The sequence below is a fragment of the Amycolatopsis sp. NBC_00345 genome, from assembly GCF_036116635.1.
GTDB lineage: Bacteria > Actinomycetota > Actinomycetes > Mycobacteriales > Pseudonocardiaceae > Amycolatopsis.
Window position 1 is genome coordinate 9,299,689 of the sequence record NZ_CP107995.1, and the last position, 26,233, is coordinate 9,325,921.

The window sequence follows — 26,233 nt, forward strand, 5'->3', positions numbered from 1 at the left end:
CGGGACGGCGGGCGTCAGGCCGGCCAGGTGACCTCGGCCAGCACGGGGTAGTGGTCGCTGGCGGCCCGGCCGGACGCGAACGGGATCGTGGCCGTCGTGATCCGGGGGACGGGCCGCCGTCCGCTCTCGTCGAGGTACCCGACGTAGTCCAGCACGTTGCGGTAGCCGGGTGGTGTCACCAGCGGGTTTCCCGTGCCGTCGAAGGTGGGGGCGTGCATCGGGCCGTCGGGTGTCAGCCGTCCGCCGACCGCGGCGGCGGCCGCCACCGGGTCGGGGCCGGGCGCACCGTCCACATCGGACTGGTAGTACTCGACGTTGAGGTCACCCGCGAGCAGTACCGCCCGGTCGGGCGGCACCACGGCGGAGACGACCTCGCGGACCTCGGCGAGCTGGCGCAGCCGGACGTCGTGGGTGGCCCGCACCGCGGTCGGCGGTTCGTCGGCCTGCAGGTGCGTCGCGGCCAGCCACACTGGGCTACCCGGCGCATCGCGACAACCCGGCACGTCGAGTTCGACCAGTGCGACGCCCTTCGCGGACCACGCGTCCTGCGTGCGGCGCCGGTAAGCGCGGTAGACGTGCTGGTGCTGCCGGAGGATCCGGTGCCGGCTCAGCACCCGGACACCGCCCCCGACCAGCCGTCGCACGAGCGAGTCCGGTTCGGCCCGGCTGTCCCAGCCCGCCCGTCCGCTCAGCCCGCCGACCGGCGGAGTCGTGTGGTAGCCGAGGCGGGTCAGCCGCGAGACGATGCGCCCGGCCGCGGACAGCCCGAAGGCCTCGTTGAGCACCACGACGTCAGGGGAGAGGTCGCCGATCAGCTCGGCGGCCAGGCCCGCGCGGCGGATCCCGGCCGGCCCGGCCGAGACGACCGGGAGCTGTAGCACGTTGAAGGTCATCACCCGAGGCAACGCTGGTTCTCCGATCCTGGCGACGGGGCCGATCAGCGGGCTCGGGCTGGGCGCGTGAATACTGTGCCGTTCGTCACCAATCCGACTGCAGTTACGGCGGAAACGGGTTCCTACGAGCAGATCGGCTGCAGTCCGTGTCCGCCTACTTTCGGTCGGATTATTGACGAAGCCCACCGCAGGTACGATGCGAAAATACTTCGAGTTCCAGTCGGCCGGAAGGTGGGGACACCTTCACCCACCTCGCTGTGACGAGTCGTGTTCGGTGGGTTACCCCAGGTCTTCGCGGTGGGCCTTGCCGCGGTCGCCTCGGCGCCGGTCGTTAAAGTCGAACTGTCCCGCCGACTGAGCGCACGGAATGAGGTTCGACGGTGGCGGTCCTACTGGTGTTGCTCGCCGCCGCCGTCAGCGGACTGGGCCTTGTGCTGCTGCGCAAGGCGAACCAGGCCGAACCGGAGCGGCCCGGGTTCTCGTGGGCGCGGCTGTGGCTGATGATCCGCCATCGCCCGCTCTGGCTGGCCGGCATCGTCACCATGCTCGCCGAGTTCGGGCTGCACGCGCTCGCCCTGTCGCAGAGCACGGTCACGACGGTGCAGCTGCTGGTGGTGATGGAGCTGCCGTTCACCCTCATCCTGTCCCAGCTGATCCTCGGCGGGCGCCTGAAGTACCGGGAATGGGCGGCGATCGCCTCGATGACGCTCGGCATCGTCGTCCTGCTACTGGCCTTGTCGCCGCACGGCGGTCACGCGGACGAGGTCCCGCTGGGCACCTGGCTGATCGGGCTCACCGTGACGGTCGCGGCGGTCGCCGGGATCCTCCTGGCCTCGCGGTGGGCCGGGCGGGTGGCCAGGACGGCGCTGGCCGGGATCGCCGCCGGCATGGGGGCCGGCCTGATCGCCGTGGTGGTCAAACCGGTCACGGCGGCGGTGGGGCATGGCGTGGGGGCGCTGGTCACCACCTGGCAGACCTGGGCCCTGATCCTCGTCAGCGCCGCGGCGTTCGTGCTGTTGCAGAACGCGCTGCAGGCCGGGCGGCTGGTCGCCTCGCAGCCGGGCATCACCCTCGCCAACCCCGTGGTGGCCGTCCTCTGGGGCGTTCTCGTGTTCCACGAACAGGTCAGGGGCGGGTGGTGGCTGCTCGGCGCGGCGCTGGGAGCCGTGCTGCTCGCGGTCGGCGCGGCGCTGTTGTCGGGTTCCCCGCTGCTGGACGGTTACCAGGAAGCGCCCGGCGACGAGGAACCGCGGACGTCCTCTCCGGTGCCGACTGCCGGTGAAGAGGACCCGAACACGCCGGACGACCTGGACGTTTCACGGAGCTATGCATGAAGGCGGCCTCTGCGTACCGCTCCGGTGCGCACTGACATTGAAGAGGAATCCCTGATGTCGCAGGCGATCGGCTGGAACAACTTCGTTGACACCGAGGCGCAGGCGGAGCATCGGCGCCTGCTCTTGCTGGAACAGGTCTTCGACCCGTTCAGCCTCCGGCAGCTCGACGACCTCGGGGTGAAGCCGGGCTGGAAGTGCCTTGAGGTCGGCGCCGGGGCGGGGTCGGTGGCCAGGCGGATGGCCGAGCTGGCCGGGCCGGGGAACGTGGTGGCGACGGACCTCAGCCTCAAGTTCCTCGGGCCGCTGGCCGAGCTGGGCGTGACGGTGCTGCACCACGATGTCACGACCGATGACGCGCCCGGGGAGTTCGACCTCATCCACACCCGGTTCGTGCTCGACCACCTGCCCGCGCGCGAGGCCGTGATCAAGCGGATGGCGTCGTGGCTCAAGCCCGGCGGGTGGTTGCTGATCGAGATCGGCACGACGATGCCCGAACTGGCCTCGCACCCGGCGACCCGCCGGTCCATGGCGGTGCTGACCCAGGTCATGACCGAACGCGTCGGGACCGCCGCGGACTGGGCCCGCACCCTGCCGGTCCCGCTGGAGGCGGCCGGGCTGGCCGACTGCGCGGCGGAGGGGTCGATCCTGCCGGCCAGGGGCGGGGAACCGCTGGCGCAGTGGCTCAAGAACACCACGAAGCTGGTCGAGGAGCACGCGCTGACCACGGGCTTGATCACGCGTGAAGAACTCGACGAGGCGTTCGCGATGTACGAGACACCGTCGTTGGTGGACTACACCTGGATGACCGTGGCGGCTCGCGGGCGCCGGGACTGAGCCCAGGAACGCCGTTAAGGCCTCCTTACCCGCGTCGGACGCGGGTAAGGAGGCCTTAACGGCTTTCAGCCCAGTGATCAGCGGGCGGGGGTCAGGCGCACCGGCAGGTGCCGGACGCCCCAGGTGAAGTTCGACGCGGTGTAGCCGGGTTCCCCGGTCTGCTCGATCGAGTCGACCCCGGCGACGAGTTCTTCGAGGAAGACCGACAGCTCCAGCCTCGCGAGCCGGGCACCGAGGCACTGGTGCCGTCCGCCGCCGAACGAGAGGTGCTTGTTCGGGGTGCGGGCCAGGTCGAACCGCTCCGGGGCGTCGAAGGCGGCTTCGTCGCGGTTGGCCGAGACGTTCCAGACGGTGACCCGGTCACCGGCCGCGATGTCGGTGCCGGCGATCCGGGCGGGACGGGTGGCGGTGCGCAGGACGTGCACCCCCGGCGTGGTCCACCGGAGCACCTCTTCGATCGCCGTCGGGAGGATCGAGCTGCCCGCGGTGCGGAGTTTTTCCCACTGGGACGGGTTTTCCAGCAGTGCGAGCACCGCGCCGCCGGCTGAGTAACGGGTGGTTTCGTTGCCACCGGCGAGGACGCCGTTGCAGTTGACCGCGATCTCCTCGTCCGACAGCAGCCGCGTCTCGCCCGGCACCGAAGTGGACCGCCGGTCGTGCGCGATGCGGCTGACGAAGTCGTCCCCGGGGGATTCGCGCCGCTCGGTCACCAGCTCCGAGAAGTACAGGAAGATCTCGGCGTGCGCGGCCAGCCGGCTCTGCTCGTCCTCGCCCTCGAAGGCGGCGTTCATCGTGCCGCCCAGCCAGTCCCATTCCTCGCGCGGGACACCCATCAGCGCGCAGACGACGCGGGTCGGGACCCGTCGCGCCAGGTCGACGATGTCGATCTCCCGGTCCTGTAGGGCCTCGCCGAGCAGCTCCCGCACCACCCGCCGGATCAGGTCCTCGGCGTGCGGGATCTCGGCCGGCGAGAAACCCTTGGCCAGCACGCGTTTGAGCTGCGAGTGGTCGGGCGGGTCCGAGACGATCAGCATCCGCTGGGTCACCGCGGCCACCGCGGCCGGGTTGGTGTCCAGCCGCATCCCGTTGCGGGAGCTGAAGGTCTCCCAATCGTGGTAGACGCCGAGCGCGTCCTCGTACCGGGTCACCGCCCAGAAGCCCGGACCGTCGGGCTCGGGGTGCCAGTGCACCGGGTCGTTCTCCCGCAGCCAGGCCAGGTCCTTCCAGAAACCGTTGCCGGAGAACGTCTTCTCGTCGGTGAGGTCGATCAGCACGGAGTGCCCCCGAGCAGTCGCGCCAGCAGGGGCAGGGTCGTCTCGGCCAGGTCGGTGCCGAACATGTGCCCGCCGTCGAACTGCTTCCTGACGAACTCCCTTGTGGTGTAGGAACTCCACTCGTCCAGGGAAGCCGGGGTGACCAGTTTGTCGGTGTCGCCGCCCCACGCGTGGACGGCCGAGTCCAGCCGGGCTTCGGCGGGCAGGACGAAGGTCGAGGCCAGCGCGCCGTCCTTGCGCATGATGCCGAGGGTGTACTCGCGGGCGTCATCGTCGAGCTCTTGGACCTCCGCGGAGCTGGATTCCAGCAGCTGCCGGAGAACGGTGTCGCTGCCGTACTGGTGGTCGTCGCCGGCCCAGGTGTGCGGGGGGTCGCTGGCCGCGATCACGAGTGCGGCCGGTGGCCGTCCGCGTTCGCCCAGCCGCCGGGCGACCTCGTAGCCCAGCAGGCCGCCGAAGCTCTCCCCGAACACGACCAGCGGGGTCGTCGGCGCGACCAGCCCGGCGACCTCGGCCACCACGGCCTCGGCTGCTTCGGCCATTGTGGACGGATGTTCCTCGCGCCAGCGGTTCTCCCGCCCGGGAAGCTGGACACCGACCACGGAAACGTCGTCGCCGAGCTTGTCCTGCCACGAGCGGTAACGCCCGCAGCCGGCGCCGCCGTGGGCCAGGCACAGCAGCGTCGGGCGCTGGGCGGGCTCCGGGTGCCAGGTGACGAGCCAGGACGCCGGGCGCACGGTCTCGGTCTTGGGCTCCGTGCGCCGGTCGAGCTCCCGCGCCAGCATGGCGGGGGTCGGGTTGGCCAGCAGGACGGTGATGGAGAACCGGATGCCGGTCGACCGGCGCAGCGCCGCCACCGCCCGCGCGGCGAGCAGCGAATGCCCGCCCAGCTCGAAGAAATCGGCATCGACGTCGGTGACCGGGCGTTCCAGCAGCTCGCTCCAGGCGGTGCACACCTCTGCTTCCCTGGGGGTGCTCGGTGCTCGTCCGGTCGACGCGCGCTCGTCGGCGCACGCCCGGGCCAGCGCTTCCCGGTCCACCTTGCCGTTGGCGGTGGCGGGCAGCGCGGGCACGAAGTCGACCATGGAGGGGACCAGGTGGCCGGGCAGCTTGGCGCGGCAGTGTTCGCGGACCATCGCGGCCCCGGCGGTGAGGTCGTGCCCGGCCGCCACGACGGCGGCGAGCCCGAGCGCTTCGCCGGACTCCAGGACAAACGCGGCCGCCGTGGTGATCGCGGGCAGCTCCTCGGCGACCTTCTCCAGCTCCGCCAGTTCGATCCGGAAACCCCGCACTTTCACCTGGTCGTCGGTGCGGCCGAGGTAGTCGAGCTGACCGTCCGGCCGGGCCGAAACCTGGTCGCCGGTCCGGTAGAGCCGTTCGGCGATCCCCGGCACGGGCACGAACCGTTCGGCGGTCAGCTCCGGCTGGTTGCGGTAGCCCCGGGCGAGTGCGTCGCCGCCGATGTACAGCTCGCCTGGCGATCCCGGCGGGACGGGCCGGCGGTTCTCGTCGAGGACGAAGGCCTGGTAGCCGGTCAGCGCGCGGCCGATGGTCGACACGTCGTCGCCGCGGGCGGTGTCGGCGCAGGTCGCGGCCATGGTGGTTTCGGTCGGGCCGTACACATTGAGCACGCGGTGGTTCGCCGCCAGTTGCTCGGCGAGCCCGCGGGGGCAGCGTTCACCGGCGACGACCACGACCTCCGCGGTCGACAACGCGTCGGTGCAGGTGGCCATCAGGGACGGGGTCAGCACGACCGTGCGCGGGCCGATCGCGGTGATGCGCTGGGCCAGGTCGACGTCGTCGGTGCGGTCGTCGGCGAGGTCGATGACCGCCGTGCCCTGTCCGTGCAGCAGGTGCAGCAGGGTGCACCACAGCCAGCCGTCGAAGGCGGGGGACAGCGCGTTGACGCCCAGCCCGCCGGGGGTGAGGCCGATCTCCGCCAGCGCCGTGAGGAAAACGCCGAGGCCGCGATAGGTGACCTCCACGCCCTTGGGCCGTCCGGTGGTACCGGAGGTGTAGACCACATAGGCGATCTCGCCGGGCGAGGTGGGCGCGGGCGCCGGTGCGGCGTCGGTTTCCACGTCGGTTTCCACGGTGGTTTCCACGGTGGTTTCGGGATCAACCCTGGGCAGGTCGCCGGTGAACGGCGGGACCCCGTGGCCCAGCAGCACTTCGACGCCGGCGTCGGCGAGGACGTAGGCGAGCCGTTCGGCCGGATGGCGGTCGTCGAGCAGTACGGCGGTCGCTCCGAGCCGCCAGACGGCCAGCAGGCCGGCCGCGGCGAACCGGGAGCGGCCGGTGGCCACCCCGACCACGGTGCCCGCCCCGGTCCCGGCTTCGGCCAGCGCCGAGGCGATCGACGCCGTGTGCCGGGCCAGCCCGCGGAAGTCGAGGGTGCCGTCGGGTGCGGAGAAGGCGGTCTCGGTGGGTGTGCTCTCGGCCCATCGGTCCACCGCGTCGAACAAACGCTCCAGGTCTTCGTGAACTGTTGAGGCGGTAACAGGCATCCGGGTTCCCATCCGTGGAGGGGGTGGAGACGGCCACAACCGGCACCGCCGAATTCCCCGGAACCGCAAGCGGTGTCGTGAGCCGGAACGAATGCCGGTGACGGCGGGTGACAGGTTACGGACGATTAGCTCCGGGGGCAATACCGATTAGCGGCATTCGCCTTTTAGTACCTGTGACTTTACGTCCGAGTAGGTTGGTCCATACCGGACTGGACCATTTGGCGGAACCGGAGAAAGTAGTGTTCTCAAGCGATGGCGGTGGCTTGACGGCTGTGGCACTTGCCGTCCCGCTGTCACGTCCTGGGTCCCGACGTTATTGATCGTAAACCTATTGTCCTGTTGTCAGGGTCGCGGTATTCGCCGTTTGACCATTTATTTTTTGGCCGGAACAGGTCAGGCCGCGCCCTCGTCGGGGCGTTTGTGGTAACGGTCGACATACTCCTGGCCGGACAGCTCCAGAATCATGTACATGATCTCGTCGGTGACCGAGCGCCGGATGGCGGAAGAGGAGTCCTGGCCTTCGTACCGGGAGAAGTCCAGCGGCTCGCCGAAGACGACCTTGATCTTGGCCGGCCGGGGGATCTTCGCGCCGCCGGGCTGGATGCCCTCGGTGCCGAACAGGGCGACCGGGATGACCTTGGCGCCCGTCGACAGGGCCAGCGCGGCCACGCCGGTGTGGCCGCGGTGCAGGCGGCCGTCGAGGGAGCGCGTGCCCTCGGGGTAGATGGCGAAGACGCCGCCCGCCTCCAGCACCTTGCGGCCCGCTTCCAGCGCGGCGAGGCCGGCCTGCGCGTTGCCGCGCTCGACCGGGATGTAGCCGAGCGCGTCGAGGGACTTGGCGATGAACCGTCCTTTGAGGCCCTTGCCGGTGAAGTACTCCGCCTTGCCGAGGAACCGGACCTGACGCGGGGTGGTGAAGGTGATCACGCCGGTGTCGAGCGCCGCCCGGTGGTTCGAGGCCAGTAGCACGGGGCCCTCGGCCGGGATGTTCTCCACGCCCTCGACCTGCGGGCGGTAGAGCACGCGGACCAGTGGGCCGAGCACGAAGCGGACGAGCAGGGACAGCAAGGGGTCTCCCTCCAGGGGGCCAGTCGGTATCCCCAGCATGGCACGATCGCCCCCATGACCTGGTTCGAGCGTCGCACCTGGCAGGAGCCGCGGTGGGCGCCCGCCGACATCCTCGCGGCGAAGCGTGGCCGGACGGTGTCCGTCGTGCTGCCGGCGCTCGACGAGGAGCGGACGGTCGGTGGTGTCGTCGCGTCCGTGCGGCCGCTGCTCGGCACCGTCGTCGACGAGCTGGTGGTGATGGACTCCGGCTCGACCGACGCGACGGTGTCGCTGGCCGAGGCGGCCGGCGCGCGGGTGGTACGGCGTGAGGACGTGCTGCCCGGCCTCGCGCCCCGGCCCGGCAAGGGCGAGGTGCTGTGGCGGTCGCTGGCGGCGACCAGCGGCGACCTCGTGGTGTTCCTCGACTCCGACCTGGTGGACCCGGACCCGGCGTTTGTGCCGGCGCTGCTCGGCCCGCTGCTCACCGAGCCCGGGGTGCACCTGGTCAAGGGCTTCTACCGCCGCCCGCTGCGGCTCGAGAGCACCGGCGGCGGCCGTGTGACGGAACTGCTGGCCCGGCCCGTGCTCTCGGCGCTGCGGCCGGCGCTCGCAGACCTCGTGCAGCCGCTCGGCGGGGAGTACGCGGGCACGCGCGAGTTCTTCGAGTCGGTGCCGTTCGCCGGCGGCTACGGCGTGGAGATCGGGCTGCTGCTCGACGCCGAGGCGCGCCACGGCCTCGACGCCCTCGCGCAGGTCAACCTGGGCGTTCGCAAGCACCGCAACCGCTCGCTGCTGCAGCTGGGCGTGATGGCGCGGCAGATCCTCGGCACGGCGCTCGGCCGCTGCGGCGTGCCCACGGACGCCGCCGCGCGGCTGACGCAGTTCGTGCAGGTCTCCGGGGAGTGGCTGCCCGACGTCACCGAGGTCCCGGTCCTGGACCGGCCGCCGATGCGTGAGGTACGGGCCGGCCGGCTTCGAGGGTGAGCACCTCGTCGAACCCGGTCAGGTGCTCGGGCCGGTGCGTGACGAGCACGACGGTCCCCTTCGCGGCGGCCAGCACCCGGGCCAGCACCTCGTCGCCGTGCTCGGGGTCGAGGCCCTCCACCGGCTCGTCCAGCACGAGCACCGGCGGCGCGGCGAGCACGGCGCGGGCCAGCACCAGGCGCTGACGCTGGCCGCCGGACAGCGCGGCGCCGTCGGGTCCGGTGTCGCGGTCCAGCGGCAGGTCGAAGCCCGCGGTCTCGCAGGCTTCGAGCAGTTCGTCGTCGGTCGCGCGCCGTTTGGCCAGGCGGAGGTTCTCGCGGACGGTGGTGTGGAAGACGTGCGCGTCGGCGAGCGCCCCGGAGGCGACCCGGGCGTCGTGGTCCCGCAGCGGGCGGCCGTCGCGGGTGACGTGGCCGGACGTCGGCTCGACGAAGGCGAGCAGGACGTGCAGCAGCGTTGTTTTGCCCGAGCCTGACGGGCCGAGGATGCCGAGGCGCCGGCCCGGCGGCAGGTCGAGGCTGACGCCCGCGAGCGCCGGCGGGCGGCCGGGGTGGGTGACGCCGACGTTGTGGAGTCGGAGGTGGCCGGGGCTTGGTTCGCCGTGCGGTTGGGGGTGGCCGAGGCCCGGTTCGCTGGTCGGTGGGAGGTGCGCCAGGCCCGGCCGGCCGTCCTCGCGTGGTGTCGGCCGTTCGTCCAGCACCGCGCGTACGCGGCGGAGCGAGGCGCGCACCTCCGGCAGCCGCCGGGCGGCACCGGTGAGGGGCAGGACAACCTCGAACAGCGCCATCACGGACAGCGTCAGCGCGGCTGTGACCGGGACACTCGCGTCGCTGAGCAGCGCGACGGCCGCGGTGGTGGCGAGCTGGACCAGCACCCCGGCCGCGGTGAGCACGGCCAGCCAGGTGGCGGTCCAGCGCGACCGGGCGGCGAGGCCGTCGACCACGGCGTCGGCGGCCGCACGAGCCGCCGGTTCGGCGCCGTACGCGACCAGCTCACGACGGCCGGTGCCCAGCTCGACCGCGCGTTCGGCCAGTTCCTGCCGGGCCGGTGCGGCGGCCGCGGACGCCGCGGCGGTGACGCGGGCGGCCGGCCAGGGCAGCAGGGCGGCGACGACCAGCCCCGCGGCCACCGCGGCGGCCGCGGGGAGGCTCACCAGCGCGACCACGGTCGTCACGACGAGCCCGGCGATCCCCGCGACCCCGGCGGGCAGCAGCAGCCGGAGCACAGCGTCCTGTACCGCGTCCACATCGGACACCAGCCGGGTCACGAGGTCGGCGCCCGAATGCCGCGCGACGCGATGGGGCAGCAGCGCTTCGTAGACGCGGGTGCGCAGTTCGGCGAGATGGCGCAGTACCACTTCGTGTCCCGCGAGCCGTTCCGCGTACCGCAAACCGCCGCGCAGCAACGCGAACACCCGCACCGCGATCACGGCCACGGTGAGCGCCGCGAGCGGCGGCCGTTCCGCCGCGCGCAGCAGGAGCCAGGCCGCGGTGCCGGTCAGCGCGAGGCCGGACAGCTCGGCCCCCGCGGCGAGCAGCGCCGCCCGGAGCAGTCGGGGAATGTCCATTGTGTCCTTCTCCAGTGGCTCAGACGGGCTGGGGCACACGGCCGCCCCGCAGCTCGACGACCCGCGTCGCCAGCGCCGCCATGGCCGGACGGTGGGCGACGAGCAGCGCGGTGCGGGCGGGCAGCAGGTGGCGGGCGCCGTCGAGCACGGTGCGCTCGGTGCCGGCGTCGAGCCGGGCGGTGGGCTCGTCGAGCAGGACCAGCGACGTGTCGGTGCGGGCCAGCGCGCGGGCCAGCCCGACCCGCTGCCGCTGCCCCGCAGACAGGCCCGCACCCAGTTCGCCGATCCGGGTCGCGTAGCCCTGGGGCAGGGCGGTGACGACGTCGTCCAGCGCGGCGGCGCGGGCCGCGGCCACGACGTCACGCGGGCCGCCCATGGCGATGTTCTCGGCGACTGTCCCGCTGAACAGCGTCGGACGTTGCGGCAGCCATGCGACGTCGCTCAGCCACGCCTCGTGGTCCAGCTCGCGGAGGTCGACGCCGTCGATCAGCACCCGGCCTGCGGTCGGCGGGACAAAACCCAGCAGGACGGCCAGCATTGTGGACTTGCCCGCGCCGCTCGGCCCCACCAGCGCGACGTGGTCGCCCGGCCGCAGCGTCATGTCCACTTCGGACAGTGCTGGCGTGTCGCCGTAACACACCGAGACCCGCTCGAACACGATCTCCGGCGCGCCTCGCCGCCGGGCCACCGCACCGCCGAACCGCGCGGCGACGGGCTCGGCCAATATCTCGCGCATCGCCGTGAGCCCCTCGGCCGACGCGTGGAACTTCGCGCCCGCGGCACGCAGCGGCAGGTACGCCTCGGGCGCGAGCACCAGCACCAGCATCGCGGTGTGGGCGGACATCGAGCCGTCCAGCAGCCGGAAGCCGATCGGCACGGCGATCAGCGCGATGGACAGCGTCGCGACCAGTTCCAGCACCAGCGCGGAGAGGAACGCGACGCGCAGGGTCTTCATCGTCGCGCCGGTGTGGGCTTCGGCCATCGCGCGCACGGTCTTGGTCTGCGCGGCGGCGCGGCCGAACAGCTTCAGGGTCGGCAGGCCGCGGACCACGTCCAGGAAGTGCCCGCCCAGCTTGGTCAGCAGCGCCCACTGCCGCTCGGTCCGGGCCCGCGTGTGCGCGCCGACAAGCGCGGCGAACACCGGGATCAACGGCAGCGTCGCGGTCACGATCAGCGCTGAGGTCAGGTCGGCCGAAAACAGCCGCACCAGCACGGCCACCGGCACCACGGCGGACACCACGAGCGCCGGCAGGTACCCGGTCAGATGAGCTTCCGCCGCGTCGACCCCCTTGGTCACCCGGGTCGCCACCGAGGGCGAGTCCGAGCCCAGCAGCCGACGGCGCAGCCCGGCCTGCGCGTCCGCCGCGAACCGCCCGGTGACCACGCCCTGGGCCAGCGCCAGCAGCACCCGCGCGAGCACCGCGATGAGCAGCGCGGCGCCGATCCCGCCACCGGTGAGCAGGGTGGCGAGCCCCTCGGCCTGGACGAGCACCGCGCCCGCGGTCAGCGCGCCCAGCACCCCGAGCACGGCCAGATACCGGCGTAAACCGGGCAGTGACGGCATTTTCTCCCCCTGAAATCCTGGAAGTCCTAGAAGTGCAGAACCGAGTCGCGGTCGACCGGCGTGCGGTTCATCCGCCAGGTCAGCCACTGCACCACGATCAGCAGCACCAGCGACGGCACCGCGAACCAGGCCAGCAGCGCGGCCGTCCCGGGCGCCGTGGCCGCGGCGTCCACCGTCAGCGCGTACGCCGGGTCCACACTGGACGTCAGGACGGTCGGGAACCGCAGGATGCCCACGAGTAGTGCCGGCGTGGCGGACAGCAGCATCACCGCGGGCAGCGCGAGCCGGCTCCGGCCGGTTCGCAGTCCGAAAAGGACGGTGGCGAACGCGGCGAACGCCAGCAGCACCACCACCAGTGCGAGCCACGACGCGCCGGACACCACCACCGCGCCCCAGACCGTCGCGATCACCAGGAACGCGCCCACCGGCAGGGTCGACGAGCGGGCCAGCCGCTCCGCCCGCCTGGTCAGCTCGGCCGGCCCCCGCACCGCGAGGAAAACCGCGCCCTGCAAGCAGAACAGGGCCACGAAGCCGAGGCCCCACAGCACGGCGTACGGGGTGAAGAGCGCGAGGACGTCGTCCACCGGGCCGCCGTGGGCGTCCACCGGCAGGCCCAGCACCAGGTTGCCGAGGAACAGGCCCCACGAGACCGCCGTGACCAGCGCGCCCGCCGTGATGCCGAACGACCACGGGCCCCGGCGCGCGTCCGGCCGCCGGCTGCGCAGCTGCACCGATGCGGTGAACGTGACCAGCCCCAGCAGCAGGACCACCACCAGCACGTACGCGCCGGCGAAGACCTTGCCCTCCAAGTGCGGGAACGCGCCGAACAGCACCCCGACCGCGGCGACCAGCCACACCTCGTTGGCCAGGAAGAACGGCCCCAGCGCGCCGAGCGCCCGCCGCTGCCGGGGCTCGTCCGCGCGGCCGAGGCCGGGCAGCAGCATCCCGGCGCCGTAGTCGTAGCCGGCCAGGCCGAAGTACCCGCCGAGCAGCAGGCCCAGCGCGCACCACCAGAGGGTCACCATGGTCAGACTCCACTCAGGACGGTCAGCTCGGGCTCGGCCGGGGAGGACTCGGACTCCGGGCCGCGGCGTGCGATCCGGGCGAGCAGCACCCAGTCGGCCACGGCGAGCGTGAGGAACAGGAGCGAGAAAGCGATGAAGGAGAACAGAATCTGGCCCGCGCCGACGCCGGCGAGCGCGTCCGCGGTGCGCAGCTTCCCCCAGATCAGCCACGGCTGACGGCCGATCTCCCGCACGAACCAGCCGCAGATCGCGGCGGCGAACGGCAGCGCGATCGCGGGCACCATCAGGTACAGCAGCGGCCGGGCGCGGGTGAGCCAGTCGCGGAACAGCAGCAGCGTGCCGGCCAGCGAGCAGAGCAGTGCGAGGAAGCCGATCGTGATCATCAGGCCCAGTGGCAGCCCGGTGCTCGCCTGCTCCAGCTTGCCGGGCTGGTACATCCTCAGCTCGCCGAACTGCGCGAAGCCCTGGTTGACCGTGAGGATGCTGCCCGCCAACGCCGTCAGCACGCCGATCCGCATCGAGCGGCGGAAGAACTCGACCTCCGTGGTGCGCTTGAGGAAGTGGTACGCGCTCACTCCCGTCACGAAGAAGCCGCCGGTCATCAGCGCCGCCGAGAGCAGGTGGGGCAGCGACGACACGAGCGCCGGGTTGGTGAACAGCGCACCGAAGTCGTCCAGCCGCAGCACCCCGCCTTCCAGGTGGCTGCCGACCGGGTCCTGGAGGAACGAGTTCGCCACCATGACGAACAGCGCGGAGGCGTACGCGGTGAGCGTGACCAGCCAGACCAGGGCCAGGTGCACCCACTTGTTCAGCCGCCCCCAGCCGAAGATCCACAATCCCAGGAACGTGGACTCGAGGAAAAACGCCACCAGCGTCTCGATCGCCAGCGGTGCGCCGAAGACGTCGCCGGCGAATGCGGACAGTCCGGTCCAGGTGAGCCCGAACTGGAATTCCATCACGATTCCGGTGACGATGCCCAGCGCATAGTTGATCACATACAGCCGGCCCCAGAACCGGGTCATCCGGGTTAATTCGGGCTTCCCGCCGAGGGTGGCGCGGGTCTGCATGATCGCCACCATCGTGACCAGGCCCAGCGTGAGCAGCACGAACAGGAAGTGGAACGAGGTCGTCGCCGCGAACTGGATTCTCGCGATCGGGAGTGCGTCCATGCGGCGGAGTCTATATGTAGCGTGCCTACATGTAGCAAGGAAATCTATGAAGTCAGGGACATCTCAGGGTTTCCCCGGAGCGCTTCCGTGGCCCGTGCGGATTACTCTTTCCGTACTGGTATGAGTAGAGTGACAACCTATGAAGGCGGACACGTTGCGCGGACACCTGGACGCGCTGCTGCTGGCAGTGCTCGACGGCCGGAAGCTGCACGGCTACGCGATCATCGAGGCGCTGGCGCTGCGCAGTGACGGCGCGCTCGACCTGCCCACCGGAACCGTTTACCCGGCCCTGCGCCGGCTGGAGCGGGCCGGCTACCTGGCCAGCGAGTGGGACGTGGTGTCCGGCCGCAAACGCCGCACCTACCGCCTCACGCGGTCGGGCCAGCAGGCGCTCGCCGCCGAGCGGGCCGAGTGGCAGGAGTTCACCACGGTGATCGGCGGCGTCCTGCGGGTGGAAGCGTGACCGTGATCGACGCGTACCTCGCGGACCTCGACCGGCGGCTGATCGGCTGCCGGTCGACGAAGGCCGACCTGCTCGGCGAGGCGCGCGACGGGCTGCACGACGCCGCGGACGCCTACCGGGCCGGCGGCTGGACCGACGACGAGGCCGAGCGCCGCGCCGTCGCCGACTTCGGCGGGGCGGCGGCGGTCGCCGGGGACTACCAGGCCGAGCTGAGCATGCACAGCGGCGTGCGGACGCTGTGGAAGCTCGTGCTCGGCGTGCCCGCGATGTCGCTGGGCTGGGACCTCGCCCGGATCCTCACCTTCGGCGCCTGGACCAGGTTGTCGACGCCGAGCCCGAGCTGGTACGTCGGGGCCACGCAGGTGGCGCACGGCGGGATCTTCGCCGTCCCGCTCGTCGGGCTGGTGGCCCTGCTCTGCACGCGCTGGCTCAGCCGCCGCGTCGACGGCGTCCGGCTGGCCCGGATCTGCGGCGCGCTGATCGCCGCGGCGGTCGGGCTGAACCTGCTCTCGTTCGCCGGGCTGCTCGTCGTGACGGGCGCCGTGGACGCGTCGAGGCTGTTCCTCAGCGTGCCGTGCGGGCTGCTGATGGTGGCGTGGGCCCTGCTTTCCGTGCGGCTGGTCGTGCTCGCGCGACGTTCCTGGGGCCGGTGTGCCACGATCGTGACGTGACGACCGCGCTGATCTACCTCGTAGTCATGCTGCTGGTGGCCGCCGTGGTGTTCCTGCTCGCCGCCGTGGTGTTCGGCCGGGGCGAGGAGCTGGCCCCGCTGCCGCCGGGCAGCTCGCCCACGCGCCTGCCCGCCGAGGACATCACCGGCGACGACGTGCAGCAGGTGCACTACCAGCTCGTGCTGCGCGGCTACAAGATGTCCGAAGTGGACTGGGTGATGCGCAGGCTGGGCGTGGAGCTGGACGGGCTGCGCGCCCGGGTCGCCGAGCTGGAGGCCCGCGATGCCCGCGATGCCCACGAGGTCGACGAGGCGGGCGCGGAGGCGCGGGCCACGGGTGAGTGACCTGGTGCTGTCCGTCGACGTCGCGGCGCCGGCGGGGACGACCTGGCTGGCCCTGACCGACTGGACGCGCCAGGGCGAGTGGATGCTCGGCACCTCGGTGCGGGTGGTCGAGGGCAACGGCCGCAGCGTGGGCTCCAGGATCGCCGCGTTCACCGGCGTCGCCGGGATCGGTTTCACGGACACGATGGAGATCACCGCCTGGGAGCCGCCGCTGCGGTGCACGGTGCGCCACCTCGGCAGCGTGGTGCAGGGCACGGGCGTGTTCCAGGTGGTGGCCAAGGGCGGGGCGCGCTGCACGTTCGTCTGGGCGGAGCACCTGAAGCTGCCGTTCGGCCTCGCCGGGCAGCTGGCCTGGCCGGTGCTGCGGCCGGCGTTCGCGCTGGGGGTGCGGCACTCGTTACGGCAGTTCGCGCGCTTCGCCGAGGACTATTCGATAGGGGGACGATGACGGGGATGACGGGACTGCTGGGCGAAGACGGCGTCGCCCGGTGCTCGTGGGGCAACTCGGCGCCGGACTACGCGGCCTACCACGACGAGGAGTGGGGCAGCCCGCTGCACGGCGAGGCCGAGCTGTACGAGCGGCTCTGCCTCGAGTCGTTCCAGTCCGGGCTGTCGTGGATCACGATCCTGCGCAAGCGTGAGAACTTCCGGAAGGCGTTCAAGAAGTTCCAGCCGGCGAAGGTCGCGCGCTTCGGCGACGGAGACGTCGAGCGGCTCATGCAGGACGCCTCGATCGTGCGGAACCGGGCGAAGATCCTGGCCGCGATCACCAACGCGCGCGCCATCGCCGCACTGGACACCCCGCTGGACGAGCTGCTGTGGTCCTTCGCCCCGGCGTCGCGGCGGCGACCGAAGACGATGGCCGACGTGCCGGCGATCACCGACGAGTCCAAGGCCATGGCCAAGGACCTGAAGAAGCGCGGCTTCGCCTTCCTCGGCCCGACGACGTGTTACGCGCTGATGCAGGCGACCGGCATGGTCGACGACCACGTGGCCGGCTGCTTCCGGGCGAAGCGCTCGTGAGTGTTCCGTCCGGGCAAATGCCGTTAAGGCCTCCTTACCCGCGTGGGACGCGGGTAAGGAGGCCTTAACGGAGTCCTATTTGCCCTGGAAGTTCGGCCGGCGCTTGCCGACGAAGGCCTCGACGGCCTCGAGGTGGTCGGCGGTGGCGCCCAGCGCGGTCTGCGCGACGTCCTCCGCGGCGAGCGCGTCGTCCAGAGAGGACTCGGCCGCGACGGACAGCACGTGCTTGATCTTCGCGTACGCGACTGTCGGCCCGGCGGCCAGCTTCGCGGCCACGGACTGGGCGCGCGCGGCCAGTTCCTCGTCGGGCACGACCTCGCCGACCAGCCCGATCCGCAGCGCCTCGGCCGAGTCCACGGTGCGCGCCATCAGCATCAGCTCCGCGGTGCGGCCGAGGCCGATGAGCCGCTGCAGCGTCCAGGACGCGCCGGAGTCCGGGCCGAGGCCGACGTTCGCGAAGGCCATCAGGAAGGTCGACGAGCTCGCGGCGATCCGCAGGTCGCTGGCATAGGCGAAGGCCGCGCCCGCGCCCGCCGCGGTGCCGTTCACGGCCGCGATCACGGGCTTCGGCAGGTCCATGATCGCGTGGACGATCGGGTTGTAGTGATCGACCACCGTGTGTAACGGGGCGGGGTCGTTGGCCTGGAGCAGTCCTACGTGCTCCTTCAGGTCCTGCCCGGCGCAGAACGCCCGGCCCGAGCCGGTGAGCACGACCGCGCGCACGTCCGCGTCGTCGGCGGCCGCGCGCAGTTCGGCGAGCAGCCGCTCCTTGAGTTCGACGGTCAGCGAGTTGTACGCCTGCGGCCGGTTCAGGGTCAGGGTGCGCACGCCGTCCGCGTTCGCGGTCAGCAGGACGTCGGATGTGGTCACTGATGCTCCTCTTGGCGAAAACACGGATCTACGAACCGAGTGTTTCAGCCCGGCGGGCGGCATACCAGCACCGATGCAAGGGCAAATGATCGGTCCGCGTTCGCGCCCGGCCGCTGATGAGGGACAATGGGGGCCGAGACCCGGCTGGTTTGGGAGTGCGCGACCCGGGCGCGCCGGTTGAGACGGAGGGAGCACGCTATGGCGGCCATGAAGCCCCGGACCGGAGATGGTCCCCTCGAAGTGACTAAGGAGGGGCGGGGCCTTGTGATGCGGGTGCCACTGGAAGGTGGTGGCCGGCTCGTCGTCGAGCTCTCCGCAGATGAAGCGAAGGATCTCGGCGCAGCACTCCAGGAGGTCACCGGCTGATCCCGGCTGCACTCCCCGTCCTTTTTCCGCACCCCGGTCTCCTTCTGGAGGCCGGGGTCGCGGCTCGTCTGCGCCCAAAGGTTGCCCACTGTGCGTAACTCACTACCGCCCGTCCCGACGAAGCTGCCCGAGATCGAGGTCTCCGTCACCTACCGGCGCGGGGCCCCGCTCGCGCATCTCGCCCTGGCGCCGGATCCGGACGGGGAGTCGCATGTGGAGCACGGCGCGAGCGGCAAGAGCGGCGACGTCCACGAGGTGCCGGGTGACGACTCACCCCGCTGGGTGGCGGGGATCGGCGACGGCGAGCCGCGGGACTACCGCAAGGCGGGCGCGGCGCTCGCCCGCGCGGCGCGCGCCGCCGTGGAGGCCGGGCCGTCCAGGGCCGTCCAGGTGCTGCTGCCCGAGGACGTCACGGGGGAGCAGGTCGGGGAGCTGGCGATGGGCCTGCTGCTCGGCGGCTACCGGTTCAAAGTGACCACTGAGGAGCCGAAGCCCGCGCTGCAGGCCGTCCGGCTGGTGGCGGCGCGTGAAGACGCAGTCGCGGAGTACGCCGGGCAGGTGGCGCGGGTGCGGGAGCTGGCCGCGGCCGCCGCGCTGACCCGGGACCTCGCGAACACGCCGTCGAACGTCAAGAACCCCGCCTGGCTGGCCAACACCGCGGCGAAGGTGGTCGGCGCGGTCGAGGGTGTGACCGTGACCGTGCGGGACGAGAAGTGGCTCGCGGACAACGGCTTCGGCGGGGTGCTCGCTGTCGGCGGCGGCTCGGCTTCGCCGCCGCGGCTGATCGAGCTGGAGTACAAGCCGCGGGGCGCGTCCTCGCACGTTCTGATGGTGGGCAAGGGCATCACGTTCGACACCGGCGGCCTGTCGATCAAGCCGGCCGAGGGCATGCACCTGATGCGCACCGACATGGCGGGCGGCGCGGCCGTGATCGCCGCGGTGCGCGCTATCGCCGCGCTGAAGCTGCCGGTGCGGGTGACCGCGCTGGTGCCGTCGGCGGAGAACCACGTGTCCGGCTCGGCTTACCGCCCCGGCGACATCGTGCGCCATTACGGCGGCCGCACCACCGAGGTCGGCAACACCGACGCCGAGGGGCGCATGGTGATGGCCGACGCGCTGGCGTACGGCATCGACAAGTACAAGCCGGACGTCGTGGTCGACACCGCCACGCTGACCGGCGCGATGAAGGTTTCGCTCGGCCTGCGCACCGGCGGTCTCTTCGCGACTGACGACGAGCTGGCCGCGCGGGTGGTCGCCGCCGGCGCCCGCGTCGGCGAGGCTTGGTGGCGGATGCCGTTGGTCGAGGACTACGCCGCTTCGGTCCAAGGTGAACTCGGCGACGTCCGCCAGGCCCCGGGTGGGCCCGGCGGCATCATGGCGGCGCTGTTCCTGCGCGAGTTCACGGCGGGCCTGCCGTGGGCGCACCTGGACATCGCCGGCCCGGGCCGCGCGGACAAGAACTACGACGACGTGGTGCCCGGCGCGTCCGGCTTCGCCAGCCGGACGCTGGTGGAGTTCGCGGCTTCCTACAGCTCCTGACTCGTGAGTGTTGATGACGGTTCTAACCGTCATCAACACTCACGAGCCTTTTCCTGCAGCACATGGTCCCGGAACGCCCGCACGGCCGGGGACGCCGGTTCGCCCGCGCGCCAGGCCAGCCCGATCGTCCGGCCGACCGCGGGGAGAAGCGGGACTTCCGAGACCCCGGCCGGCGCGCCCGGCTCGAAGTGCGGGAGCAGGGCGACGCCCAGCCCGGCCGCGACGAGGCCGCGCACGGTGTCCGATTCCTGGCCCTCGAAGGCGATCCGCGGGCTGAAACCGGCCGCCGCGCAGAGGTCGTCGGTGATGCGGCGGAGGCCGTAACCCGGCTCCAGCATGACGAACTCCTCGTCGGCCAGCTCCGCCATGTGGACGCCCGGGTGGCCGGCCAGCCGGTGGCCCGCCGGCACGGACAGCAGGATCGGCTGCTCGTCCAGCACGGCCGTGTCCAGCGCCGGGTCGTCCGGCACCGGGGCGAGCAGGGCCAGGTCCAGCTCGCCGCTGGAGAGCCGGTCGAGCATCTCCTGGCGTGAGCCCTGCACGAGGGTGAACCGCGCGGCCGGGGCCTGGGCGCGGTAGTCGCGCAGCAGCGTCGGCACCAGCGAGCGGCCGAGCAGGTGCAGGAAGCCCAGCACGACGCGGCCGCTGCCCGGCTCGATCTCCTCACGCGCCAGCCGCGCGCCGGCGTCGACCGGGCCCAGCGCGCGTTCCGCCGCTTCGGCCAGCAGCTCGGCGGCGCGGGTGAGCCGGATGCCGCGGCCGTCGGGGACCGTCAGCGGGGCGCCCAGCGCTTCGCCGAGCGCGGCGAGCCGGCGGCTGACGGTCGGCTGCGGGACGGCGAGCAGCTCGGCCGCGCGTGTGACGTTCCTCGTCTTGCGCAGGGTCGCGAGCAGCAGCAGATGGGGCGCGAGCTGCGCAGTCAGGCTTTCATGCGACATGGTATCGATTATCGCTGATCACCGTATTGGACGTATTGGTTAGCGCTGCTTACTTTCAGAGTCGTGACCATTACCGCTCCCACCCGACGAGTCAAGGTCGCCGTCGCCGCCGCCGGATTCACCTCCTTCGCCCTGCTCTACGCCCCTCAACCGGTGCTGCCGCAGCTCGCCGAGCAGTACCACCTCGACCCCGCCGGCGCCTCGCTCGCGGTCAGCGTCGCCACCGGCGCGCTCGCCATCTCCGTGCTGCCGATCGCGGCACTGTCCGAAGTGGTCGGTCGGCGGCCGGTGATCCTGACGTCGGTGCTGCTGTCCGCGCTGCTGGGCCTGCTGCTGCCGCTGATGCCGTCGTACTCGCTGATGCTGGTGCTACGCGCGGTTCAGGGCGTCGCGATCGCGGGCTTCCCCGGCGTCGCCACGGCGTACCTCGTGGAGCGGCTCGGCAAGACGGGCGTGGCCGCGGCCGTCGGCGCGATGATCGCGGGCAACTCCATCGGCGGCATGACCGGCCGGCTCGCGACGGGCTTCACCGCGGGCCCGCTCGGCTGGCGCGGGGCACTGTACGTCGTGGCCGGGATTTCCTTGGTGTGCGCGGTGATCACCGCGGTCGCGCTGCCGCCGTCGATCCGGCAGCCGGGCGCCGAGCGGCAGACCCTTCGTGACGTCGGCGCCGGGCTCGTCGCCGCCGTGCGAAAGCCGGTGCTGCTCGCGCAGTACGCCGTGGCGCTGCTCGCGATGGGCTCGTTCGTCGCGCTCTACAACGCGGCGGGCTTCCGGCTCACCGGTTCCCCGCTGAACCTGTCACCGGCCATCGCCTCGCTGGTGTTCCTGGCGTACGCGCTGGGCTCGGTCTCGTCGGCGACGGCGGGCCGGTTCGCCGCCCGGATCGGCCGCCGCCGCGCCGTGAGCGCCGCGCTGGTCCTGATGGCGGTGGGCGCCGCGCTGACCATCTCGGACTCGCTGCCCATGGTCGTGCTCGGCTTCGTGGTGCTGACCTGCGCGTTCTTCGCCGCCCACGCGATCGCGAACGGCTGGGCCGCGGCCGAGTCGCCGTCGAACGCCCGCGGTCAGGTCGGCGGCACCTACACCCTCATGTACTACCTGGGCAGCAGCGTCGGCGGCTCGATCGGCAGCGCGGTCTACGGCCAGGCGGGCTGGGCCTGGCTGATCGGCGCGGTCGTGGTGTGGCTGCTGCTGGCCGTCGCCGCGGTCTGGGTGGGCACGACCGTCCGCTCGCCCGCCCCGGCCCGCCGTGAGCTGGCGCCGCGCTGAAGGCCACCTTGAGGGTCATTTTTGCCCTGAAGGCCACCTTGAGGGCATCTGCGACCCTGAAGGTGGCCTTCAGGGCATGTACGACCCTGAAGGTGGCCTTCAGGGCAGGTCAGCAGGCGGCCGCGACCAGCAGTCCGCCGCCCACCGGGAGCAGCGCCGGGACCAGCCGCTCGTCCTCGCGCATCGCGCGGGCGACCTCGCGCAGGGCGAGCGTCTCCGGGTCGCGGCGGGACGGGTCGGCGACGCGGCCACCGGCCAGCACGTTGTGGAACGCGATGATCCCGCCGCGGCGCAGCAGGGCCACGCCCTTCTCGTAGTAGCTGGGGAACTCGATCCGCGCCGCGTCGATGAACACCAGGTCGTAGCCGCCGGGGGTGAGCCGCGGCAGCACGTCCAGCGCGCGCCCGACGATCAGCCGCGTCCGGCCCGGCGGGTAGCCCGCCTCCAGGAACGCCTTGCGCGCGGCGCGCTGGTACTCCGGCTCGAGGTCGATGGAGGTCAGGATGCCGTCCGCGGCCATGCCGCGCAGCAGGTGCAGCCCGCTCACGCCGGTGCCCGTGCCGACCTCCACGACCGCCCGCGCGCCCACCGTCGCGGCGAGGAAACGCAAGGTCGCGCCCGCCCCCGAGGCCAGCGGGACACAGCCGAGATCGGCCGCGCGCGCTCGCGCCGCGGCCAGTACGTCGTCGTCGGGGAGGTACCCGTCGACGTACTCGGCGCCGACCGGATCGGCTGCCGAGGCCGCATGCGTCCCGGAACTCACGCGCGAAGGTTAGCGTTGGTTGTCGATAAATCCGCGAAGGCTCCCTGGTAAGCCCGCCGAAATAACTTCTCAGGCTGTTCTCAGTCCTGTCTCACTAGAACCATAGGGAGACCCGCGAGACTCAGGTCCAAGCGCACGGGAACTCCGTGCACCCCGACCGCGTTGACTGAGCAGAAGAGGAGACACGCAGATGGAGGTGCCTGCTCCCCTGATGCAGAACGCCGAAATGCCCGAAGCCGAGCCGGTCGCCGTGGACGGTGGCGGCGAGGCGGCCTGGACGCCGCCCTCGTGGGACGAGATCGTGCGCGAGCACGCCGACCGGGTCTACCGGCTGGCGTACCGCCTGACCGGTAACGCCCACGACGCCGAAGACCTGACCCAGGAGACGTTCATCCGCGTCTTCCGCTCGCTGGCGTCCTACAAGCCGGGCACCTTCGAGGGCTGGCTGCACCGGATCACCACGAACCTGTTCCTCGACATGGCGCGCCGCCGTTCCCGGGTGCGCATGGAGGGGCTGCCGGACGACACCGACCGGATCGTCGGCGACGACCCGAGCCCGGAGCAGGTCTACACCGACACGCACCTGGACCCGGACCTGCAGGCGGCGCTCGACGAGCTGCCCCCGGAGTTCCGCGCGGCCGTGGTGCTGTGTGACGTCGAAGGCCTTTCCTACGAAGAGATCGGCGCGACGCTCGGTGTCAAGCTGGGCACCGTCCGCAGCCGGATCCACCGTGGCCGCCAGGCGCTGCGCGCCTCGCTCGAGCGCCGCCGCGCGCAGCGGAACGAGTCTGCGAAGGTGTCGGTATGACCGCACCGCGAGGTTGGGGCCTCCCCGAGTCGCATCTGCTACCGGACGTAGTCGTCGCGTTCGTCGACGGCGAGCTTTCGCTGGGCCCGCAGGACCGGGCCGCTTCGCACATCGCGCGCTGTCCCGGCTGCGCGGCCGAGGTGGCCGCCCAGCGGCAGGCCGTCGCGGCGGTCAAGCGCGCCGGCGCCCCGTCCATGTCGGCCGGGTTCCTGGCCAGCCTCCGCTCCATCCCGGAGCACACCGACCTGCCCAGCTCACCCGACAACCTGGCGATGACGGCCGACGGCCAGCTCGTCGCCATCCAGCGTCCCGACCGCGTCGCCGGCCTGCGTGAAGGCGGAGTCTTCGGGGGCACCCCGTTGGGTTCGACCGCGCCGCTCGGGCACTCGTCCAACGTGCTCGGCGGCGGCCGGTTCACCTTCAGCCGCAAGAAGGCGGCCCAAGGCGCGGGCGTGGTCGTCTCGGGCCTGGTGCTGAGCGCGCTGGCCCTGGTGGGGACGTCGGCGGACAGCGGTGAGGGCTCGCCCGACCCGGGCACCCAGCCGCCGCCGAACGCGAACCTGCTGCCGGCCCAGATGCAGGTGCCGCAGCCGCTCCAGTCGGCCGCGTCGACCTCGATCAAACCGGTGAGCGACACCACCTCGGTGGTCCCGGCTCGCTGAAAACCCTGCTTGTTCGAAGATCCGCTTGGTGAGGGCTCGCCTGGTTATCAGGTGGGCCCTCAGTGCTTTCGCGGCGCTTCTACCGAACCGTGAGTCCTATTTGTCCTTTTGCGTTCCCAGACAACAGCCATTTCACCGTCGTCTGGGCAGACTCGGACGTCGAGCCTTGGGTATCGTCGACGCCCAGCCACCTGATCTCAGCCCCGGGGAAAAATGACCGAGCAGCCTGACGCGAACCCTGCCCAGCCGGGCTCCGCCGGTGACGACCGGCTGGGCCCGCGCCCGCTGGACCGCCCCACCGTGGATCCGGCCCAGACGGCGGTGTTCGGCCGGCCGCGTGGGGTCGATGGCGCGTTCGACAAGCTCTACACCCCGGCGTCCAACGGCAGCCAGAACCTGAGCCTCGCGCCGCCCGCGCCCGAATCGCTGGCGGAGGCGTTCCGGCGCCCGCCGGGGGCCGAAGGCGTGCTGCTGGAACGGCCGCGTGAGGCCACCGGCGAGGCGGCCGCCGCGGAGCCTCCCCTGTGGACGGACGACAACGACCCGTGGCGCGACCCCGCCGCGGGCGCCGTGCTCGCCGGTCCCGCCGTGTCGGCCGAGGACGAGCCGAAGCCCGGCCAGCGCCCGCCCGGCGCGTTGCTGAGCCTGCCCGAGGTGCTGTTCGGCCGCCGGGTGCAGACGAAGGCGCTGGTGCTGCTCGGTGTGGTCGCGCTGCTCGTCGGCGCGGTCGGCGGGCTGGTCGGCTGGTGGGTGGCCGACACCGGGTCCGAACTCACCGGCAGCGCCACGATCTCCGAGGCCGGCGCGGCCAAGGAGCGCCCGCCGGGCTCGGTCGCCGACATCGCCAAGCGGGTGTCGCCCGCCGTCGTCTCGCTCGAGGTCTTCAAGCCCGGCGCGGACTCCGGCGAGCAGGGCTCCGGGGTGATGATCGACCCGCAGGGCTACATCCTGACCAACGAGCACGTGGTCAGCACCGCGGTGGCCGACTCGACCGTGAAGGTCACCGCCATCTTCAACGACGGCACGCGCACCGAGGCGAAGGTCGTCGGCTCGGACCCGAAGAGCGACCTCGCCGTGGTGAAGGTGAACGTCACCAATCCCGTGGTGCTGCAGATCGGCAAGTCGTCCGGGCTGCAGGTGGGCGACTCCGTGATCGCCGTCGGCTCCCCGCTGGCGCTGCAGAACACCGTGACCTCCGGCATCGTCAGCGCGCTGAACCGGCCCATCACCGCGGGCGGCGACAACGGCTCGCCCCCGGTGACCTACGAGGCGATCCAGACCGACGCGGCGATCAACCACGGCAACTCCGGCGGCGCGCTCGTCGACTCCACCGGCGCGCTGGTCGGCATCAACTCGTCGATCCGCTCCTCCAGCTCCGACGGCGGCAGTATCGGCATCGGCTTCGCCATCCCGAGCGACTACGCGATCAAGATCGCCAAGGCGCTGATCAAGGACGGCAAGGTGACCCACGCGGACATCGGGATCAACGCCTCGTCCACGGTCGCCGGCTCCTCCACCATGGGCGCCCAGGTGAAGAACGTGGCGCCGAACGGCCCGGCCGCGGCCGCGGGGATCAAGGAGGGCGACGTGATCACGAAGATCGGCGACCGCCTGGTCCGCGACTCCGCCGAGCTGACCGTGGCCGTGCGCAACCACGACGTCGGCGAGGTGGTCCCGGTGCAGCTGGCGCGCGACGGCGCGTTGCTGGTGGTCGACGTCACCCTCGGGTCGGACTGACCTGGTCGACAGGTTCGCGTTCGGGCCTGCCGGAGCGCGGGGTGGCCCGGGTAGGCTGAGCCGGTAAGGCGCGAGCGGAGGTTCACGGGTGTTCGACAGTGTCGGCTGGGGCGAAATCCTCGTGCTTATCGTCGCCGGTCTTTTCATCCTCGGGCCGGAGCGGCTGCCCGAAGCGGCGTCGTGGATGGCCAAGAGCGTGCGTAAGGTCCGCGAGTTCGCCACTGGTGCCAAGGAACAGCTGCGCGAGGAGATGGGCCCGGAGTTCGACCATCTCCGCAAGCCGCTCGAAGACCTGCGCGGCCTGCGCAACTTCGACCCCAAGCGCGTGGTCACCCAGCACCTGTTCGACGGCGACTCGGACCCGCTCGGGCTCGGCTCGCTGAGCGGCTCCAACGGGTCCAACGGCTCGAACGGGTCCAATGGCTCCAACGGGTCCAGCGTCAAACCGCAGAGCATCGCCCCGCAGGCCGAGCCGCTGAAGCCGGGCGAGCGCCCGCCGGTGGACCCGGACGCCACCTGACCCCTGCGGGCTGTTTTCGATCTTCCTGGGTAGCCTCTGGGCAAACCGTCCATAACCGC

At 71.9% G+C, this 26,233-nt stretch carries 26 protein-coding genes; 15 read left to right on the forward strand and 11 right to left on the reverse strand.

Going from position 1 to position 26,233, the window contains the following annotated elements:
• Positions 1-14: 14 nt before the first annotated feature.
• Positions 15-893 carry an endonuclease/exonuclease/phosphatase family protein gene (locus OG943_RS42465; RefSeq protein ID WP_328606518.1) on the reverse strand — a complete coding sequence of 293 codons (879 nt, stop codon included), beginning with the start codon at positions 891-893 and terminating at the stop codon, positions 15-17.
• 380 nt (positions 894-1,273) lie between these two features.
• On the opposite strand from OG943_RS42465, the gene OG943_RS42470 reads away from it, so the two are divergent.
• Both OG943_RS42470 and OG943_RS42475 read left to right on the forward strand, forming a co-directional pair.
• Complete coding sequence (locus OG943_RS42470) at positions 1,274-2,227, forward strand: DMT family transporter (RefSeq protein WP_328606519.1); 954 nt, start codon at positions 1,274-1,276, stop codon at positions 2,225-2,227.
• 54 nt (positions 2,228-2,281) lie between these two features.
• Entirely contained in the window at positions 2,282-3,061 is a 780-nt protein-coding gene (locus OG943_RS42475) for a class I SAM-dependent methyltransferase (protein ID WP_328606520.1), read from the forward strand.
• Positions 3,062-3,138: 77 nt separating this feature from the next.
• Here OG943_RS42475 and OG943_RS42480 read toward each other — a convergent pair whose 3' ends face one another.
• The 3 genes from OG943_RS42480 to OG943_RS42490 form a co-directional block, all read right to left on the reverse strand.
• A complete protein-coding gene (locus tag OG943_RS42480; protein ID WP_328606521.1) occupies positions 3,139-4,335 on the reverse strand; it encodes a cytochrome P450 in 1,197 nt (398 codons plus the stop codon).
• A complete protein-coding gene (locus OG943_RS42485; protein ID WP_328606522.1) occupies positions 4,329-6,788 on the reverse strand; it encodes an amino acid adenylation domain-containing protein in 2,460 nt (819 codons plus the stop codon). The genes OG943_RS42480 and OG943_RS42485 overlap by 7 nt, the downstream gene beginning before the upstream one ends.
• Positions 6,789-7,235: 447 nt before the next feature.
• The gene (locus OG943_RS42490; RefSeq protein ID WP_328606523.1) at positions 7,236-7,910 is read right to left on the reverse strand and encodes a lysophospholipid acyltransferase family protein; all 675 of its coding nucleotides are present in this window, start codon (positions 7,908-7,910) and stop codon (positions 7,236-7,238) included.
• Positions 7,911-7,964: 54 nt separating this feature from the next.
• Here OG943_RS42490 and OG943_RS42495 point away from each other — a divergent pair, with 54 nt between their 5' ends.
• Positions 7,965-8,873, forward strand: coding sequence for a glucosyl-3-phosphoglycerate synthase (locus tag OG943_RS42495; RefSeq protein WP_328606524.1), 909 nt, complete (start codon positions 7,965-7,967; stop codon positions 8,871-8,873).
• Here the strand turns inward: OG943_RS42495 and cydC are convergent.
• Genes cydC through OG943_RS42515 form a run of 4 tightly spaced genes read right to left on the reverse strand, consistent with a single transcriptional unit; the run spans position 8,806 to position 14,198 of the window.
• Entirely contained in the window at positions 8,806-10,440 is a 1,635-nt protein-coding gene (gene cydC / locus OG943_RS42500) for a thiol reductant ABC exporter subunit CydC (RefSeq protein ID WP_328606525.1), read from the reverse strand. The two genes, OG943_RS42495 and cydC, sit on opposite strands and share 68 nt — an antisense overlap.
• Before the next feature lie 19 nt (positions 10,441-10,459).
• Positions 10,460-12,004: a thiol reductant ABC exporter subunit CydD gene (gene cydD, locus OG943_RS42505; RefSeq protein ID WP_328606526.1), complete on the reverse strand. Its 1,545-nt coding sequence runs from the start codon at positions 12,002-12,004 to the stop codon at positions 10,460-10,462.
• A 26-nt stretch (positions 12,005-12,030) separates the two neighbouring features.
• Positions 12,031-13,029 (reverse strand): cytochrome d ubiquinol oxidase subunit II, encoded by a 999-nt coding sequence (locus OG943_RS42510; protein ID WP_328606527.1) that lies wholly within the window; start codon positions 13,027-13,029, stop codon positions 12,031-12,033.
• A 2-nt stretch (positions 13,030-13,031) separates the two neighbouring features.
• The gene (locus OG943_RS42515) at positions 13,032-14,198 is read right to left on the reverse strand and encodes a cytochrome ubiquinol oxidase subunit I (protein ID WP_328606528.1); all 1,167 of its coding nucleotides are present in this window, start codon (positions 14,196-14,198) and stop codon (positions 13,032-13,034) included.
• Between the two features lie 139 nt (positions 14,199-14,337).
• On the opposite strand from OG943_RS42515, the gene OG943_RS42520 reads away from it, so the two are divergent.
• From OG943_RS42520 to OG943_RS42540, 5 genes are read left to right on the forward strand one after another with little or no spacing between them, the layout of a single operon-like run.
• The gene (locus OG943_RS42520; protein WP_328606529.1) at positions 14,338-14,661 is read left to right on the forward strand and encodes a helix-turn-helix transcriptional regulator; all 324 of its coding nucleotides are present in this window, start codon (positions 14,338-14,340) and stop codon (positions 14,659-14,661) included.
• Positions 14,662-14,663: 2 nt separating this feature from the next.
• A complete protein-coding gene (locus tag OG943_RS42525) occupies positions 14,664-15,332 on the forward strand; it encodes a permease prefix domain 1-containing protein (RefSeq protein WP_328612317.1) in 669 nt (222 codons plus the stop codon).
• Positions 15,329-15,676 carry a DivIVA domain-containing protein gene (locus tag OG943_RS42530; RefSeq protein ID WP_328606530.1) on the forward strand — a complete coding sequence of 116 codons (348 nt, stop codon included), beginning with the start codon at positions 15,329-15,331 and terminating at the stop codon, positions 15,674-15,676. The genes OG943_RS42525 and OG943_RS42530 overlap by 4 nt, the downstream gene beginning before the upstream one ends.
• Positions 15,669-16,124: an SRPBCC family protein gene (locus tag OG943_RS42535; RefSeq protein WP_328606531.1), complete on the forward strand. Its 456-nt coding sequence runs from the start codon at positions 15,669-15,671 to the stop codon at positions 16,122-16,124. Before OG943_RS42530 ends, OG943_RS42535 begins: the two co-directional genes overlap by 8 nt.
• Before the next feature lie 5 nt (positions 16,125-16,129).
• Positions 16,130-16,699, forward strand: a complete 570-nt coding sequence (locus OG943_RS42540) for a DNA-3-methyladenine glycosylase I (RefSeq protein WP_328606532.1) — start codon at positions 16,130-16,132, stop codon at positions 16,697-16,699.
• A 75-nt stretch (positions 16,700-16,774) separates the two neighbouring features.
• On the opposite strand, the gene OG943_RS42545 is transcribed toward OG943_RS42540, so the two are convergent.
• On the reverse strand, positions 16,775-17,569 hold the full coding sequence (locus OG943_RS42545; protein WP_328606533.1) for an enoyl-CoA hydratase-related protein: 795 nt from the start codon (positions 17,567-17,569) through the stop codon (positions 16,775-16,777).
• 198 nt (positions 17,570-17,767) lie between these two features.
• Here OG943_RS42545 and OG943_RS42550 point away from each other — a divergent pair, with 198 nt between their 5' ends.
• Entirely contained in the window at positions 17,768-17,935 is a 168-nt protein-coding gene (locus OG943_RS42550; protein ID WP_315653513.1) for a DUF3117 domain-containing protein, read from the forward strand.
• Between the two features lie 90 nt (positions 17,936-18,025).
• Positions 18,026-19,474, forward strand: a complete 1,449-nt coding sequence (locus OG943_RS42555; protein WP_328606534.1) for a leucyl aminopeptidase family protein — start codon at positions 18,026-18,028, stop codon at positions 19,472-19,474.
• Positions 19,475-19,506: 32 nt separating this feature from the next.
• Here the strand turns inward: OG943_RS42555 and OG943_RS42560 are convergent, their stop codons facing one another.
• Entirely contained in the window at positions 19,507-20,412 is a 906-nt protein-coding gene (locus OG943_RS42560; RefSeq protein ID WP_328606535.1) for a LysR family transcriptional regulator, read from the reverse strand.
• Positions 20,413-20,481: 69 nt separating this feature from the next.
• Between OG943_RS42560 and OG943_RS42565 the strand changes: the two genes are divergently transcribed.
• The gene (locus OG943_RS42565) at positions 20,482-21,684 is read left to right on the forward strand and encodes an MFS transporter (RefSeq protein WP_328612318.1); all 1,203 of its coding nucleotides are present in this window, start codon (positions 20,482-20,484) and stop codon (positions 21,682-21,684) included.
• 109 nt (positions 21,685-21,793) lie between these two features.
• Here the strand turns inward: OG943_RS42565 and OG943_RS42570 are convergent, their stop codons facing one another.
• Positions 21,794-22,447 carry an O-methyltransferase gene (locus OG943_RS42570; protein WP_328606536.1) on the reverse strand — a complete coding sequence of 218 codons (654 nt, stop codon included), beginning with the start codon at positions 22,445-22,447 and terminating at the stop codon, positions 21,794-21,796.
• Positions 22,448-22,637: 190 nt separating this feature from the next.
• Between OG943_RS42570 and sigE the strand changes: the two genes are divergently transcribed.
• From sigE to tatB, 4 genes are all read left to right on the forward strand, one after another.
• On the forward strand, positions 22,638-23,255 hold the full coding sequence (gene sigE, locus OG943_RS42575) for an RNA polymerase sigma factor SigE (protein ID WP_328606537.1): 618 nt from the start codon (positions 22,638-22,640) through the stop codon (positions 23,253-23,255).
• Complete coding sequence (locus tag OG943_RS42580) at positions 23,252-23,917, forward strand: zf-HC2 domain-containing protein (protein WP_328606538.1); 666 nt, start codon at positions 23,252-23,254, stop codon at positions 23,915-23,917. Before sigE ends, OG943_RS42580 begins: the two co-directional genes overlap by 4 nt.
• A gap of 213 nt (positions 23,918-24,130) precedes the next feature.
• Positions 24,131-25,654: a trypsin-like peptidase domain-containing protein gene (locus tag OG943_RS42585; protein WP_328606539.1), complete on the forward strand. Its 1,524-nt coding sequence runs from the start codon at positions 24,131-24,133 to the stop codon at positions 25,652-25,654.
• An 88-nt stretch (positions 25,655-25,742) separates the two neighbouring features.
• Positions 25,743-26,174: a Sec-independent protein translocase protein TatB gene (gene tatB, locus OG943_RS42590; protein WP_328606540.1), complete on the forward strand. Its 432-nt coding sequence runs from the start codon at positions 25,743-25,745 to the stop codon at positions 26,172-26,174.
• Positions 26,175-26,233: the final 59 nt, after the last annotated feature.